This is a genomic window from Pseudomonas anguilliseptica (assembly GCF_021375795.1).
Classification (GTDB): domain Bacteria; phylum Pseudomonadota; class Gammaproteobacteria; order Pseudomonadales; family Pseudomonadaceae; genus Aquipseudomonas; species Aquipseudomonas anguilliseptica_A.
Window position 1 is genome coordinate 442,131 of the sequence record NZ_JAEIOI010000003.1, and the last position, 14,325, is coordinate 456,455.

Below are 14,325 nucleotides of genomic sequence, written 5' to 3' on the forward strand. Positions count from 1 at the left end.
AATTCTTGGAGCCTGCAAGCAGGCTCATCGCGGCTGCTGGCGCAGGGATCACCCGCGCCAGCAGCCTGGCTGTTACACCGACAGCAGCAGGAACTCACGCTCCCAGGAGCTGATCACCCGTTTGTAGTTCTCGTGCTCGGCGCGTTTTACCGCCACGTAGCCACGGATGAACTTCTCGCCGAGGTACTTCTCGGCGTCCTTGCAGGCCTCCATACGCTCCAGTGCGCTCTCGATGGTCACTGGCAGGCGCAGGTTGCGACGCTCATAGCCACGGCCCTTGACCGGCGCGCTCGGTTTGACGTCACCAACCATGCCCATGTAGCCGCACAGCAGGGTCGCCGCCAGCACCAGGTACGGGTTGGCATCGGCGCCAGCCAGGCGGTTTTCCACACGGCGGTTCTGCGGCGTGGCTTCCGGCACACGCAGGCCCACGGTGCGGTTCTCTTCGCCCCACTCGACGTTCACCGGTGCCGAGGTATCCGGCAGGAAGCGGCGGAACGAGTTGACGTTGGGCGCGAACAGCGGCAGCAGCTCGGGGATGTACTTCTGCAGGCCACCAATGTGCTGCATGAACAGTTCGCTCATGCTGCCGTCGGCATTGGAGAACAGGTTCTTGCCGGTCTTGATGTCCACCACGCTCTGGTGAATGTGCATCGCGCTGCCCGGCTGATCGGTGATCGGCTTGGCCATAAAGGTGGCGGCCACGTCGTGCTTGAGCGCGGCTTCACGCATGGTGCGCTTGAACACCAGAATCTGGTCGGCCAGGTGCAGGGCATCGCCATGACGGAAGTTGATTTCCATCTGCGCCGGACCTTCTTCGTGAATCAGCGTGTCGAGGTCCAGGCCTTGCAGCTCGCACCAGTCGTACATGTCCTCGAACAGCGGATCGAATTCGTTGGCCGCGTCGATGGAGAACGACTGGCGACCGGTTTCCGGACGCCCGGAACGACCAATCGGTGCCACCAGCGGGAAGTCCGGGTCGCTGTTGCGTTTGGTCAGGTAGAACTCCATTTCCGGCGCAACGATTGGCTTCCAGCCTTTGTCAGCGTAGAGCTTGAGCACATTCTTGAGGATGTTGCGCGGCGACAGCTCGATCGGATTGCCCTGTTTGTCGAAGGTGTCGTGAATCACCATCGCAGTCGGCTCGATGGCCCAAGGCACGAGGAACACAGCGTTCTCGTCCGGGCGGCAGAACATGTCGATGTCCGCCTCGTCGAGCAGGTCGTAATAGATGTCGTCCTCGACGTAGTCGCCGGTCACGGTCTGCAGCAGCACACTCTCAGGGAGGCGCATGCCCTTCTCGTCGAGGAACTTGTTGGTCGGCGAGATCTTGCCACGGGCAATGCCGGTAAGATCGCTGATCAGGCATTCAACTTCGGTGATTTTGCGTTCTTTCAGCCAGCTCGAAAGCTGGTCTAGTTTGGTACTCATAGAGACCTCAGGGTTGGTGAGAGCCGACCTATATATAGTCGGCTCAGCGTTGCCCCGCCTTCTTCCTGCAAGCCTCACCAAAGGCCTGGAAGATGGCGAGATAATTCGGGTTGGATCGTACCTGCCATTCGGGGTGCCATTGCACCCCCAAGGCAAAGCTTTTGGCACCTTCGACGGAGAAAGCTTCGATCAACCCGTCAGGCGCCAGTGCTTCTACGCGAAGGCCCGGCGCCAGACGCTGAACGCCCTGGCCATGAATGGAATTGACCTGAATCTCGTCCGGCAAGCCGATGCCGGCGAGCAGCCCACCTGGCTGCACGTGCAGCGCGTGACGCAGGCCATATTGCTGTTGTACGGGAGTGTCCTCAGGCTCACGGTGATCCATGTAGCCGTCGACTTCGTGCACCTTCTGGTGCAGAGCACCGCCAAAGGCCACGTTCATCTCCTGAAAGCCGCGGCAAATGCCCAGCACCGGAATGCCCTGGGCAATTGCTGCTTTAATCAGAGGAAGGGTTGTACTGTCGCGGGCCGCATCGTGCAGGGTGCCGGCATCGCTGGCGGGGCCGCTGTAATGATGAGGTTCGACGTTTGACGGAGAGCCGGGAAAGACCAGGCCGTCGATGTGCTGCAGCAGGTATTGCTGATCGATCTGCTCGCCCAACGCTGGAATGATCACCGGCATGCCGCCGACAACGCTAACGATGGCCTGCAGGTATTTATCACCTGCGGTGTGATAGATGTTGTGCCCGAGCTGCTTGGTGCAGGCACTAACGCCGATAATCGGCTGGCGCGACATGAGACACCCGTTTTATTGCTGTTATGGGTTTCGACCGAGCTTAGCCTTGTTCATTTTTTTTCACAATAGTCATGTAAAAAATTGAACACACCCGACTGAGCACCCCGGCAGACAAGGGTTTCAGCAGGGCCGCAATGCCCTGTAATGCCCTAAAATTGGCCACCAAGCCCCCTTTTGGGGCAAAATGCGCCTCTCTTGACAGCACATGGTGTTTAAGATTGACTCACACCTGTGCAATTGCATGATTGATATTTTTAACAAAAAAGGTGTTGCATCATGTCGGTACCCCCGCGTGCCGTTCAGCTTAACGAAGCGAACGCGTTCCTTAAGAAACATCCTGAGGTCCTGTTCGTCGACCTTCTGATCGCAGATATGAATGGTGTGGTGCGCGGCAAGCGTATCGAGCGTGCGAGCCTGCATAAGGTTTACGAACGCGGCATTAATCTCCCGGCTTCTCTATTCGCTCTGGACATCAATGGCTCGACGGTGGAAAGCACTGGCCTGGGTCTGGATATCGGCGACGCTGACCGGGTCTGCTTTCCCATCCCCAACACCCTGAGCAATGAGCCCTGGCAAAAGCGCCCTACTGCGCAACTGCTGATGACCATGCATGAAATGGAAGGCGAGCCGTTCTTCGCTGACCCACGGGAAGTGTTGCGCCAGGTGGTTGCGAAGTTCGACGAACTGGGCCTTACCATCTGTGCCGCCTTTGAAATCGAGTTCTACCTGATCGACCAGGCCAACGTGAACGGCCGTCCACAACCACCGCTGTCGCCGCTGTCGGGCAAGCGCCCACAGTCGACCCAGGTGTACCTGATCGACGACCTCGACGAATACGCCGAGTGCCTGCAGGACATTCTTGAAGGGGCCAAAGAGCAGGGCATCCCGGCTGACGCCATCGTCAAGGAAAGCGCCCCGGCGCAGTTCGAAGTCAACCTGCACCACGTCGCTGACCCGATCAAGGCCTGCGACCACGCGCTGCTGCTCAAGCGCCTGATCAAGAACATTGCCTACGACCATGAGATGGACACCACCTTCATGGCCAAGCCGTACCCCAACCAGGCGGGTAACGGACTGCACGTGCACATCTCGATCCTCGACAAGCAGGGCAACAACATCTTCGCCTGCGATGACCCGGAGCAGAATGATGCGCTGCGCCATGCCATCGGCGGCGTCCTGGAAACCATGCCTGCGTCGATGGCCTTCCTCTGCCCGAACGTCAACTCCTACCGCCGCTTCGGTGCGCAGTACTACGTGCCGAACTCGCCGTGCTGGGGCATCGACAACCGCACCGTAGCCCTGCGCGTGCCGAATGACACCGCCGATGCCGTACGCATCGAGCACCGGGTGGCTGGCGCTGACGCCAACCCTTACCTGCTGATGTCGGCCGTACTGGCGGGCGTGCACCATGGCCTGACCAACAAGATCGAACCTAGCGCACCAGTGGAAGGCAACTCCTACGAGCAGAACGAACAGAGCCTGCCCAACAACCTGCGTGACGCCCTGCGCGAGCTGGACGACAACGAAGTGCTGGCGCGGTATATCGACCCGAAATACATCGACATCTTCGTCGCCTGTAAGGAGAGCGAGTTGGCCGAGTTCGAAAACTCGATTTCCGACCTCGAGTACAACTGGTACCTGCACACGGTTTGATGCAACACCCAACGCCGGCCTCTGAGCCGGCGTTTTTTATGGCCCTTGGCCCCGTACCCGCGCATTGCGCACACCCTGCCCGGCAATCGCCTGAACCGCGACCATGGGCAGCGTTCGACCCGGATTTTTGTTGGCACGTCATCCACTTATACCCTGGAGAACCCCATGCCTCGCCTGCTTGCCTCACTGCTGCTTGCCCTGACACCGCTGCTGGCCAGTGCCGAGGAGGTGATCCGGGTCTACAACTGGAACGACTACATCGCCCCACAGGTGCTGAAGGACTTCGAGGCACAAACCGGTATTCGCGTGGAGTACCACACCTACAGCACCGCCGAAGAGCTGCAGACGGTACTCGCCAGCGGTGAAGCCATCGACGTGGCCGTGCCGTCACACGACACCCTGCCCACCATGATCAAGAGCGGCAGCATCCAGCCACTGGACTTCGCCCTGCTGCCCAATCGCAAGCACCTGGACAAACAACTGCTCAGCACCCTGGTTGCCCTTGATCCCGCCAACCAGCATGCCGTGCCTTATCTGTGGGGCGCGGTGGGCCTGGCCATCAATACGCCACAGGCCGAAGCTGCCTTTGGCGGCCCACTGCCCAATAGCTGGAGTCTGCTGTTCGACGCTACCCAGAGTTCACGCCTGGCCAACTGTGGCATGAGTGTGCTTGACGCCCCCGATGAAACCCTGACCCTGCTGCTCAACTACCAGGGCCGCAGCCTGGCGCGCAGTGCGCCGAGCCGCATCGAGCGCTCCAGCCGGGTGCTGGATGGCCTGCGGCCGAACCTGCGTTACGTCGACAGTGAGCGCTATATCGAAGACCTCAACCAGGGCAAGCTGTGCGTGGCCATGGCCTGGGTCGGCGATGCCCTGGCCGCTGCGGATGCCGGCCAGCCGGTGCGTTTCGTGGTGCCGGACGAAGGCTCGATTCTGTTTATCGACAACCTGGTGATTCCCAGCAGCGCCAAGCGTGTGGACCTGGCCCACCGCTTTATCGACTACCTGATGCAGCCTCAGGTCGCCGCCCTGATCACCGCCGAAACCCTGTACCCCAGCGGCAATGCCGACTCACGCGAGTTCCTCGACGAAGCCCTGCGCAATCAGCCAGGTCTCTACCCGGACCGCGACACCAAACGCCGCCTACACCCGCTGGAAACCCTGCCGGAAAAACACAGCGCGACCCGCGACGCCGTGTGGACGCGTTTTCGGGATGGCAGTTGAGTGATGGGCGAGGAGCCCGGATTCAATCCAGGCTCCTGCATCAAGCCTACAGCGCAGCAGCCGTTACTTGACCAGCTGACGCCAGGCTTTCAGCGAACCGATAGCCAGCAGCTGCGCCTTGCGCGCAGCCAGCACTTCAGCATCGAGGGCCTGCTGGGCCAGCCCAGCCAGCTTGTTCAGCTCACCGTACAGACGGTCAACCTCCTCCACCTCCAGCACCTCACGGGCCAGACGCAGCCAGACCAACAAACGCTCGATACGCGGGAGCTGTTCGGCGAGGTCTTCTGGCTGCTGCTGATAACGCCGCAGCTGCAACGCCGCGCCTTCCTCGGCAATCAGCGTCGGCAGCCAGTTGCCCAGCGGTGCGGCGCCCTGACGGTTGCCACGGTTGTTGCGTTCTACCGTCCAGCTGCGCGCCAGCAACCAGCGTGACAGCATCAGCGAGAACAGCCCCCAACGATTGCCCTGCAGCTCGGCCGCGAACAGTGCCGGCGCATTCTTGCGCAGACTGTCGTTGCCCTGGCCCGCCAGCACGCGCGGGCGCCATTCCAGTAGCACGGCATCCAGCAGTTCACGCAAGGCATGGCTGCTGGCACGCGGCGCGGCCTGACCGAGGCTGCCAAGCAGCGCACGTAAACCGACCAACTGCTCCAGCCACTCAACCAGCAAACGCCAGTGGCCATTGAAACGGTACTGCTCGGCCAGCCGCTGGCTGCTGCCCAGCAGGTGCCAGGCCAGGGCCGCCACGCTGTCATCCAGGCTGATCTGTGGGGTCAGTTGCGGCGCAGGCAGACTTAGGCTGTAACTGGCCGAGTCAAACAACCGATAGCCGCGCTCGGCCTTGCTGATATCGCAAGGCATCAGCGCCAGATCAGCCGCCAGCTCGGCAGCCAACTCCAGCAACGCATCCGGCTCACCTTGACGCAGCTCCAGCTCCAGCTCGCAGATTTCCTCTTCGCCTTCACCGGCAAGCACTTTGCCCAGATCCAGCGCCGCCTCGATCACCACCTTGGCCTTACCACGACCCCAGGCGATTTCTGCCTTCTCACGGACAAAATCGGTGGTGAAGATCGGCACCAGCTGCTTCTTGTCCAACTCAGCCAGGGCCGCCGGCCAGCAGCTGTCGTCGAGTTTCTTCAGGTCCAGCTTGGCCTTGCTCAGGTACCAGTCCCACTCGTTGCGCTCGGACAGACCGGCGACGCTTTGCCCACGGGTTTTCAGGGTCTGGATAACCTGCTCGCCATCACGGCGCAGACGCAGGGCCACTTTGGCCGCTGCCAGATCGCGCGAAGGTGTATCAAAATATTGATTGAACAGTTCGCGCTGCTCCCAACCACTCTTGTTGCGTTTCTTCAGCAACGGGTGATCGCGCAGAGCCGCCAGGGTTTCCCGGCTGACCCGCAGTTTGATTTCGGTTTCTTTGTTCATGATGGTGGGATTCAACGCCTACTATGAAATTGTGACAGCCCAATTACCTGCGCTGGCGAGCCCGGGGAGTGATCCGTATACTTGCCGCCTTCTTAACCCAGGGTTCACCCTATGCCAGCTAACCCATTTGCCAGCCTGTTCGGCCGCTCACCCATTGGGCCGATGCAGAAGCATTTCGCCAAAGCTCACGAGTGCGCAGCGAATCTGGTGCCCTTCTTCGAAGCCGTGATGGTGGAAGACTGGGCCAAGGTGGAACAGATACAACAGGAAATGGCGAGCCTGGAGCACGAGGCCGACAAGCTCAAGAAAAGCGTGCGCCTGCACCTGCCCAAGAGCCTGTTTCTGCCTGTACCGCGCTCGGATCTGCTAGAGCTGCTGAGTGTACAGGACAAAGTTGCCAACCGCGCCAAGGACATCGCCGGGCTTATGCTCGGCCGTGAAATGGCCATTCCGCAGGCCCTGCAGCCACTGATTCGCACCTTTGTACAACGCACCGTGGATGCCAGCGCACAAGCGCTGAAAGCCATGAACGAACTCGACGAACTGCTGGAAACCGGTTTTGGTGGCCGCGAGGCAGTACTGGTTGAATCCATGGTCATGGAGCTCGAACAGATCGAGCGCGACACCGACAAAATACAAATCGAAGTGCGTCGTGCACTGTTCAAACTGGAGAAGGACCTTCCTCCTGTCGATGTGATGTTCCTCTACAAGATCATCGAATGGATCGGCGACGTAGCCGACCGCGCCGAACGTGTCGGCAACCGACTGGAACAACTGCTGGCGCGCTAAGCGCCAGTGTCCTTTCTGGAATCTACGGATTAATTATTTATGTCTCTGATCGCGGACTACGGCCTCGTATTGCTGCTGCTTGCCTGTCTCTTTGGCTTTTTCATGGCCTGGGGCGTGGGTGCCAACGATGTCGCCAACGCCATGGGCACCTCGGTGGGCTCCAAGGCCCTGACCATCAAACAGGCGATCCTGATCGCCATGGTCTTCGAATTCTGCGGAGCCTACCTGGCCGGCGGCGAAGTCACCGAAACCATCAAGAGCGGTATCGTCGATGCCAACTTGATCAGCCCCGAGCTGATGGTGCTGGGCATGATGTCGGCGCTGCTGGCAGCCGGCACCTGGCTAATGATCGCTTCCACCCGCGGCTGGCCGGTGTCCACCACGCACTCCATCGTCGGCGCCGTGATCGGCTTTGCCGCCGTCGGGGTTTCGGTTGATGCCGTGCACTGGAGCGGCGTTGGCCCAATCGTCGCGAGCTGGGTGGTCACTCCAATGCTGGCCGGGATCATCTCTTTCTGCCTGTTCACCAGCGTGCAGAAACTGATCATCGACACCGACAATCCATTCAAGAACGCCAAGCGTTTTGTGCCGATGTACATGTTCATCACCGGTTTCATGATCTCCCTGATGACCATGACCAAGGGCCTCAAGCATGTCGGGCTGAACCTCAGCCAAGGCGAAGGTTTCCTGCTTTCGGTGGGTATCGGCGTGGCCGTCATGCTGCTCGGTATCGCCCTGCTTAGCCGCGTGCATGTCGACGAGGAAGCCGACAAGGCCTTCCACTTCTCCAGCGTGGAGAAGGTGTTTGCCATCCTGATGATCTTCACCGCCTGTGCCATGGCCTTCGCCCACGGTTCCAACGATGTGGCCAACGCTGTCGGCCCGTTGGCTGCGATTGTCGAGGTGATCCAGTCAGGCGGTGACATCGCTGTGGGCGCCAAGGCCACCGTGCCGGGCTGGATTTTGCTGCTGGGTGCCATCGGCATCGTCGTCGGCCTGGCCACCTACGGTTACAAGGTGATCGCCACCATCGGCAAGGAAATCACCGAACTGACCCCTAGCCGTGGCTTTGCCGCCGAACTGGCTGCCGCCACCACCGTGGTCAGCGCCTCCGGCCTGGGACTGCCGGTGTCCACCACGCACACCCTGGTCGGCGCGATTCTCGGCGTCGGCCTGGCACGCGGCATCGGCGCGCTGAACCTGGGCATGATCGGCAAGATCTTCCTGTCCTGGATCGTCACCCTGCCTGTGGGCGCGGTGCTGTCGATCATCTTCTTCTTGACCCTGCGCGGCATCTTCACCTGATCCCCGGTGCAGGCGTGCCGACCTGACGGCGGCACGCCTGGCGGTTCCCTGATCCGCTGCGATGCCTCTATGATGGGCCATCGCCTGCGGAGACCGCCGATGCCACTGCCTTCTTTCAAAGACCAATTCGCGGCACTGATCGCAGCTCCTTCCGTGAGCTGCACCCAGCCGCACTGGGACCAGTCCAACCGCGCAGTCATCGAGCTGCTGTCGAGCTGGCTCGGCGACCTCGGTTTCGCCTGCGAAACGCAGGAAGTTTCCCCCGGCAAATTCAACCTGCTCGCCAGCTACGGCAGCGGCCCCGGCGGCCTGGTGCTGGCAGGGCACAGTGACACCGTGCCGTTCGACGCCGCGCTGTGGCAGACCGATCCGCTGAAACTCACCGAAGTCGATGGCCGCTGGGTCGGTCTCGGCAGCTGCGACATGAAGGGTTTCTTTGCCCTGATCATCGAAGCCGTACAGCCGCTGCTGGAGCAGCGCTTCCAGCAACCGCTGCTGATCCTCGCCACCTGTGATGAAGAAAGCTCGATGTCCGGCGCCCGCGCCCTGGCCGATGCCGGCCGACCACTGGGCCGGGCTGCAGTGATCGGCGAGCCGACCGGTCTCAAGCCGATCCGCCTGCACAAGGGCGTGATGATGGAGCGCATCGATATTCTCGGGCAGAGCGGCCACTCCTCCGATCCGCGTCTGGGCCACAGCGCCCTGGAAGCCATGCAAGACGCGATGGTGGAACTGCGCGGCCTGCGCGCGCAGTGGCAGCGCGAATTCAACAACCCGCAGTTCAGCGTGCCGCAACCGACCCTGAATTTCGGCTGCATCCACGGCGGCGACAACCCCAACCGCATCTGTGGCCAGTGCTCGCTGGAATTCGACCTGCGCCCGCTTCCCGGCATGCAACCGGAAGCACTGCGCGCAGCCATTCGGCAGAAACTGCAACCGCTAGCCGAGCAGCATCAGGTAAAAATCGACTTCGCCCCACTGTTCCCCAGCGTGCCGCCATTCGAGCAGGCCGCCGATGCCGAACTGGTGCGCCTGGCCGAACGCCTTACCGGGCATACGGCCGCCGCAGTGGCATTTGGCACCGAAGCGCCTTATCTTCAGCAGCTCGGCTGCGAAACCCTGGTGCTCGGCCCCGGTGATATCGACTGCGCCCACCAGCCCGGCGAATACCTGGATATGTCACGTTTGCAGCCTACAGTGCGTCTGCTGCAGCAACTGATCGAACATTACTGCCTGAAAACCTGAGAACCTGTTTACGATCTGCTGCGCGTCGGCCCTGCTGCGTTAAAAACAGGCTCGGAATGCTCATGTACAACTCGTACACTCCGCTTCCTCGCCTTTTTTTGCCTTGCATGGCTCTAGCTCGCAATATCGTAAATAGGTTCCGATGCAAGATTGATGATCCGGAGGAGAGAACGCGTGAAGCTGCCCCAACTGCGACGATAAAACCGCTCCTGGCTGCCTCGTCTGGCGCGCCCGCGCCACTCCATGCGTTCCGTATTCGACACAGGTTTTTCAAGCAATGCACGACCACGTCAATTGGCTCCGCCACGCTTCGCCCTATATCAATGCTCACCGTGACTGCACCTTTGTGGTGATGCTTCCGGGCGAGGGCGTTGCTCACCCGAATTTCGGCAATATCGTTCACGACCTGGTGCTGCTGCACAGCCTCGGCGTGCGCCTGGTGCTGGTGCATGGCTCGCGCCCGCAGATCGAAGCGCGCCTGGCCAACAACGGCCTGACACCGCGCTTTCACCGTGACCTGCGGATCACCGACAGTCCGACCCTGGAATGTGTGATCGACGCCGTTGGCCAGCTGCGCATTGCCATCGAAGCACGCCTGTCGATGGACATGGCTCGCTCACCGATGCAGGGCTCGCGTCTGCGCATCACCAGCGGCAACTTTGTCACCGCACGGCCGATTGGCGTGGTCGACGGCGTTGACTACCACCACACCGGTGAAGTGCGGCGCATCGACCGCAAGGGCATCAACCGCCAGCTGGATGAGCGCAGCATCGTGCTGCTGTCGCCGTTGGGCTATTCACCCACCGGGGAGATCTTCAACCTGGCCTGCGAGGACGTCGCCACCCGCGCCGCCATTGACCTCGACGCCGACAAGCTGCTGCTGTTCGGCGCTGAATGCGGCCTGCTCGACGAGGCTGGCAAGCTGGTGCGCGAGCTGCGCCCACAGCAAGTGCCGGCGCACCTGCAACGCCTGGGCAGCAGCTACCAGGCGGAGCTGCTGGATGCCGCCGCCGAGGCCTGCAAGGCCGGAGTAAGGCGCAGCCATATCGTCAGTTATGCGGAAGATGGCGCACTGCTCAGCGAGCTGTTCACCCGCACCGGCAACGGCACCCTGGTGGCCCAGGAGCAGTTCGAATCGCTACGCGAGGCGACCATTGAGGATGTCGGCGGGCTAATCGAACTGATCACCCCGCTGGAAGACCAGGGCATTCTGGTGCGCCGCTCACGCGAGGTTCTGGAGCGCGAAATCGAACAGTTCAGCATCGTCGAGCGCGAAGGGTTGATCATCGCCTGCGCCGCGCTGTACCAGATTGCCGACTCGGATTTCGGCGAACTGGCCTGCCTGGCGGTCAACCCGGCCTACCGTCACGGTGGCCGTGGCGACGAGCTGCTCGAACGCATCGAAGAACGCGCCCGCGCCCAGGGTCTGAAAACCTTGTTCGTGCTTACCACGCGCACTGCCCACTGGTTCCGCGAACGCGGCTTCGAGCCCAGCAGCGTTGACCGCCTGCCGGCTGCGCGCGCCTCGCTGTACAACTACCAGCGCAACTCGCAGGTGTTTGAAAAGGCGCTGTGAATCCAGCGGTTGTAGGAGCGGGCTTGCCCGCGATCAGCGGTGTCCGCCATCGCGGCCAAGACCGCTCCTACAGGTTGCGTTTCGGCAGATGGGGCGGCAGGTACAAACTCAGATAGGCATCGAACACGCGCATACCTTCCTCGGCCATGCGTGGGGTAATTGCGCCGTGCAGTTGCACCGAACGGGCATACACGCGGTCGCCCAGCTCCATGGCCAGAGCGAACACATCGACATCCTCCGGCAGTTGCGGCAAGGGGAAGTGGCGGTCGAACAGCTGCTGCATCAAGTGACCCAGTTCGATGTCGTGCTGACGATCCGCCTGGGTCACTTCGGCCAGACCGTGCTGCGCCAGAATCAGCTGACGCGCGGCGGCATCAGCGGCGTAGATCGCCAGCATGCGCTGCTCGATCAGCCGAGACAGGTCACGCCAGTCACGCAGCTGCGCATGTTCAATCGGTTCCTGCAGGCAGGCGCGAAACGCGCTGTGGATATCCGCCGTCAGCCCTTCCAGCAAGGCCGGCACGCTGGCGAAGAAGTGATACACCGAAGACGGTGGAATCTGCGCGCGCTCAGCCACGCTGTAGATCGACAGGCCCGCCACGCCCTGCTCGGCCAACAACTCGCGGGCAGCAGCAAGAATACCGGCGATGCGGCTCTGGCTACTGGCGCGGGGTTTGCGAGCAACAGGCGGACGTGACATGGCGAGACTCGGAGCAAGGAAATAGGGCGGATGACATTTCGCCGCCTACCCTACACCGAACCCGTAGCCCGGATAAAATCCGGGAAGGGTTTTACTGACAATAAATGCAAGCCCGTGTTATCCACGCGCGCTGCGTACACCTTCAGCCAGCGCCGCACACAGGCTGAGCACGCCATCCACCGCCTGCTCGGCAGTCTTGGCATTGGCAATCTGATCAATCAGCGCCGAACCAACCACCACGCCCTCGGCCAGACGGGCGATGGTCGCCGCATGCTCCGGGGTGCGGATGCCGAAGCCGATGCACAGCGGCAGATCGGTGTGACGACGCAGACGGGTGACGGCCTGTTCGACGTGATCCAGGGTAGCCGAACCGGCACCGGTCACACCGGCGACCGAGACGTAGTAAACGAAGCCGGAGCTGCCGTTGAGCACCTTGGGTAGGCGCTTGTCGTCGGTGGTCGGGGTGGTCAGGCGGATAAAGTCCAAACCTGCGGCTTGAGCCGGGTCGCACAGGTCCGCGTTATGCTCAGGCGGCAGATCGACGACGATCAGACCATCGACACCGGCTTCCTTGGCTTCGGCAATAAAACGCGCCACGCCGTACTTGTGGATCGGGTTGAAGTAGCCCATCAGCACCAGCGGCGTAACCTGCTCGCCTTCGCGGAATGCGCGGACCATCTGCAGGGTTTTCGCCAGGTCCTGACCGCCTTCCAGCGCGCGGATATTCGCCAGTTGAATCGCCGGGCCATCGGCCATCGGATCGGTAAAGGGCATACCCAGCTCGATCACATCGGCGCCGGCAGCCGGCAGGCCCTTGAGAATCGCCAGGGAGGCGTCGTAATTCGGGTCGCCGGCAGTGACGAAGGTCACCAGAGCGGCGCGGTTCTGCTGTTTCAGCTCGGCAAAGCGGGTTTGCAGGCGGCTCATCAGTGGTTCTCCTGCACAGTGTTTTCCATGTGGTGCATAACGGTCTGCATGTCCTTGTCGCCACGCCCGGACAGGTTGATCACCATCAGGTGCTCCTTGGGCAGAGTGGGCGCACGTTTGAAGGCTTCGGCCAGGGCGTGAGCGCTTTCCAGGGCAGGAATGATCCCTTCCTGGCGGCAGCAGGTGTGGAACGCAGCCAGGGCTTCGTCGTCGGTCACCGAGGTGTATTCAACCCGGCCAACGTCGTGCAACCAGGCGTGTTCAGGGCCAATGCCGGGGTAATCCAGGCCGGCAGAAATCGAGTGGGCGTCGATGATCTGGCCATCGTCGTTCTGCAGCAGGAAGGTGCGGTTACCGTGCAGCACACCCGGTACGCCGCCATTCAGGCTGGCCGCGTGCTTGCCAGTTTCGATGCCGTAACCGGCGGCTTCGACGCCGACGATCTGTACGTCTTTATCATCGAGGAACGGGTGGAACAGGCCGATGGCGTTCGAGCCACCACCGATGCAGGCCACCAGGCTGTCGGGCAGACGGCCTTCCTGGGCGAGGATCTGCTCGCGGGTTTCCTTGCCAATCACCGCCTGGAAGTCGCGCACCATCGCCGGGTACGGGTGTGGGCCGGCCACGGTGCCGATCATGTAGAAGGTGTTGTGCACGTTGGTCACCCAGTCGCGCAGCGCTTCGTTCATCGCATCCTTGAGCGTGCCAGTACCGGCGACCACCGGAATCACGGTGGCGCCCAGCAGCTTCATGCGGAACACGTTGGCCTGCTGGCGATCGATGTCGGTGGTGCCCATAAAGATCACGCACTCCATGCCGAAACGCGCGGCCACGGTGGCGGTGGCCACGCCGTGCATGCCGGCGCCGGTCTCGGCGATGATGCGTTTCTTGCCCATGCGCTTGGCCAGCAGGGCCTGGCCGATGCAGTTGTTGATCTTGTGCGCGCCGGTGTGATTGAGCTCTTCACGCTTGAAGTAGATCTTCGCGCCGCCGCACATCTCGGTCAGGCGCTCGGCGAAATACAGCGGGCTCGGACGACCGACGAAATCACGCTGGAAGTAGGCCAGCTCTTTCTGGAACTCGGGGTCGAGCTTGGCCTTTTCATACTCTTCGGCCAGATCGTGGATCAGCGGCATCAGGGTTTCGGCAACATATTGGCCACCGAACGAGCCGAACAGGCCGTTGGCGTCAGGGCCAGCGCGGAAGGAAGTCATGGCGTTCTCCTCAGAAAATTCGGGCGCGATACGCGGG

Annotated in this window: 12 protein-coding genes; 6 read left to right on the forward strand and 6 right to left on the reverse strand. The window is 61.6% G+C overall.

Features of this window, described 5'->3' with window-relative positions; all coding sequences use genetic code 11:
• Nucleotides 1–72: 72 nt before the first annotated feature.
• Together IOD17_RS13605 and IOD17_RS13610 are read right to left on the reverse strand one after the other, a co-directional pair.
• Nucleotides 73–1,431 (reverse strand): glutamine synthetase family protein, encoded by a 1,359-nt coding sequence (locus IOD17_RS13605; protein WP_233685600.1) that lies wholly within the window; start codon nucleotides 1,429–1,431, stop codon nucleotides 73–75.
• 43 nt (nucleotides 1,432–1,474) lie between these two features.
• Nucleotides 1,475–2,227: a gamma-glutamyl-gamma-aminobutyrate hydrolase family protein gene (locus IOD17_RS13610; protein WP_233685601.1), complete on the reverse strand. Its 753-nt coding sequence runs from the start codon at nucleotides 2,225–2,227 to the stop codon at nucleotides 1,475–1,477.
• Nucleotides 2,228–2,503: 276 nt separating this feature from the next.
• Here IOD17_RS13610 and IOD17_RS13615 point away from each other — a divergent pair, with 276 nt between their 5' ends.
• Both IOD17_RS13615 and IOD17_RS13620 read left to right on the forward strand, forming a co-directional pair.
• Nucleotides 2,504–3,880: a glutamine synthetase family protein gene (locus IOD17_RS13615; protein WP_233685602.1), complete on the forward strand. Its 1,377-nt coding sequence runs from the start codon at nucleotides 2,504–2,506 to the stop codon at nucleotides 3,878–3,880.
• Between the two features lie 165 nt (nucleotides 3,881–4,045).
• Nucleotides 4,046–5,104, forward strand: coding sequence for an extracellular solute-binding protein (locus tag IOD17_RS13620; protein ID WP_233685603.1), 1,059 nt, complete (start codon nucleotides 4,046–4,048; stop codon nucleotides 5,102–5,104).
• 63 nt (nucleotides 5,105–5,167) lie between these two features.
• On the opposite strand, the gene IOD17_RS13625 is transcribed toward IOD17_RS13620, so the two are convergent.
• Nucleotides 5,168–6,532: an inorganic triphosphatase gene (locus tag IOD17_RS13625; protein ID WP_233685604.1), complete on the reverse strand. Its 1,365-nt coding sequence runs from the start codon at nucleotides 6,530–6,532 to the stop codon at nucleotides 5,168–5,170.
• 111 nt (nucleotides 6,533–6,643) lie between these two features.
• On the opposite strand from IOD17_RS13625, the gene IOD17_RS13630 reads away from it, so the two are divergent.
• The 4 genes from IOD17_RS13630 to argA all read left to right on the forward strand — a co-directional run bounded on the left by IOD17_RS13630 (nucleotide 6,644) and on the right by argA (nucleotide 11,447).
• Nucleotides 6,644–7,321, forward strand: coding sequence for a TIGR00153 family protein (locus tag IOD17_RS13630; RefSeq protein WP_233685605.1), 678 nt, complete (start codon nucleotides 6,644–6,646; stop codon nucleotides 7,319–7,321).
• A gap of 39 nt (nucleotides 7,322–7,360) precedes the next feature.
• Nucleotides 7,361–8,626, forward strand: coding sequence for an inorganic phosphate transporter (locus IOD17_RS13635; RefSeq protein WP_233685606.1), 1,266 nt, complete (start codon nucleotides 7,361–7,363; stop codon nucleotides 8,624–8,626).
• A 99-nt stretch (nucleotides 8,627–8,725) separates the two neighbouring features.
• Complete coding sequence (argE, locus tag IOD17_RS13640) at nucleotides 8,726–9,871, forward strand: acetylornithine deacetylase (RefSeq protein ID WP_233685607.1); 1,146 nt, start codon at nucleotides 8,726–8,728, stop codon at nucleotides 9,869–9,871.
• Nucleotides 9,872–10,148: 277 nt separating this feature from the next.
• Nucleotides 10,149–11,447 (forward strand): amino-acid N-acetyltransferase, encoded by a 1,299-nt coding sequence (gene argA / locus IOD17_RS13645; protein ID WP_233685608.1) that lies wholly within the window; start codon nucleotides 10,149–10,151, stop codon nucleotides 11,445–11,447.
• A gap of 67 nt (nucleotides 11,448–11,514) precedes the next feature.
• On the opposite strand, the gene IOD17_RS13650 is transcribed toward argA, so the two are convergent.
• From IOD17_RS13650 to trpB, 3 genes are all read right to left on the reverse strand, one after another.
• Nucleotides 11,515–12,147, reverse strand: a complete 633-nt coding sequence (locus IOD17_RS13650; protein ID WP_233685609.1) for a TetR/AcrR family transcriptional regulator — start codon at nucleotides 12,145–12,147, stop codon at nucleotides 11,515–11,517.
• Nucleotides 12,148–12,264: 117 nt separating this feature from the next.
• The gene (gene trpA / locus IOD17_RS13655) at nucleotides 12,265–13,074 is read right to left on the reverse strand and encodes a tryptophan synthase subunit alpha (protein WP_233685610.1); all 810 of its coding nucleotides are present in this window, start codon (nucleotides 13,072–13,074) and stop codon (nucleotides 12,265–12,267) included.
• The gene (trpB, locus tag IOD17_RS13660) at nucleotides 13,074–14,288 is read right to left on the reverse strand and encodes a tryptophan synthase subunit beta (RefSeq protein ID WP_233685611.1); all 1,215 of its coding nucleotides are present in this window, start codon (nucleotides 14,286–14,288) and stop codon (nucleotides 13,074–13,076) included. Before trpB ends, trpA begins: the two co-directional genes overlap by 1 nt.
• Nucleotides 14,289–14,325 lie beyond the last annotated feature (37 nt).

Coding starts and splice junctions, on each gene's coding strand:
- IOD17_RS13605 (WP_233685600.1), bottom strand. CDS start 1,431: ATGAGTACCAAACTAGACCAGCTTTCGAGCTGGCTGAAAGAACGCAAA.
- IOD17_RS13610 (WP_233685601.1), bottom strand. CDS start 2,227: ATGTCGCGCCAGCCGATTATCGGCGTTAGTGCCTGCACCAAGCAGCTC.
- IOD17_RS13615 (WP_233685602.1), top strand. CDS start 2,504: ATGTCGGTACCCCCGCGTGCCGTTCAGCTTAACGAAGCGAACGCGTTC.
- IOD17_RS13620 (WP_233685603.1), top strand. CDS start 4,046: ATGCCTCGCCTGCTTGCCTCACTGCTGCTTGCCCTGACACCGCTGCTG.
- IOD17_RS13625 (WP_233685604.1), bottom strand. CDS start 6,532: ATGAACAAAGAAACCGAAATCAAACTGCGGGTCAGCCGGGAAACCCTG.
- IOD17_RS13630 (WP_233685605.1), top strand. CDS start 6,644: ATGCCAGCTAACCCATTTGCCAGCCTGTTCGGCCGCTCACCCATTGGG.
- IOD17_RS13635 (WP_233685606.1), top strand. CDS start 7,361: ATGTCTCTGATCGCGGACTACGGCCTCGTATTGCTGCTGCTTGCCTGT.
- argE (WP_233685607.1), top strand. CDS start 8,726: ATGCCACTGCCTTCTTTCAAAGACCAATTCGCGGCACTGATCGCAGCT.
- argA (WP_233685608.1), top strand. CDS start 10,149: ATGCACGACCACGTCAATTGGCTCCGCCACGCTTCGCCCTATATCAAT.
- IOD17_RS13650 (WP_233685609.1), bottom strand. CDS start 12,147: ATGTCACGTCCGCCTGTTGCTCGCAAACCCCGCGCCAGTAGCCAGAGC.
- trpA (WP_233685610.1), bottom strand. CDS start 13,074: ATGAGCCGCCTGCAAACCCGCTTTGCCGAGCTGAAACAGCAGAACCGC.
- trpB (WP_233685611.1), bottom strand. CDS start 14,288: ATGACTTCCTTCCGCGCTGGCCCTGACGCCAACGGCCTGTTCGGCTCG.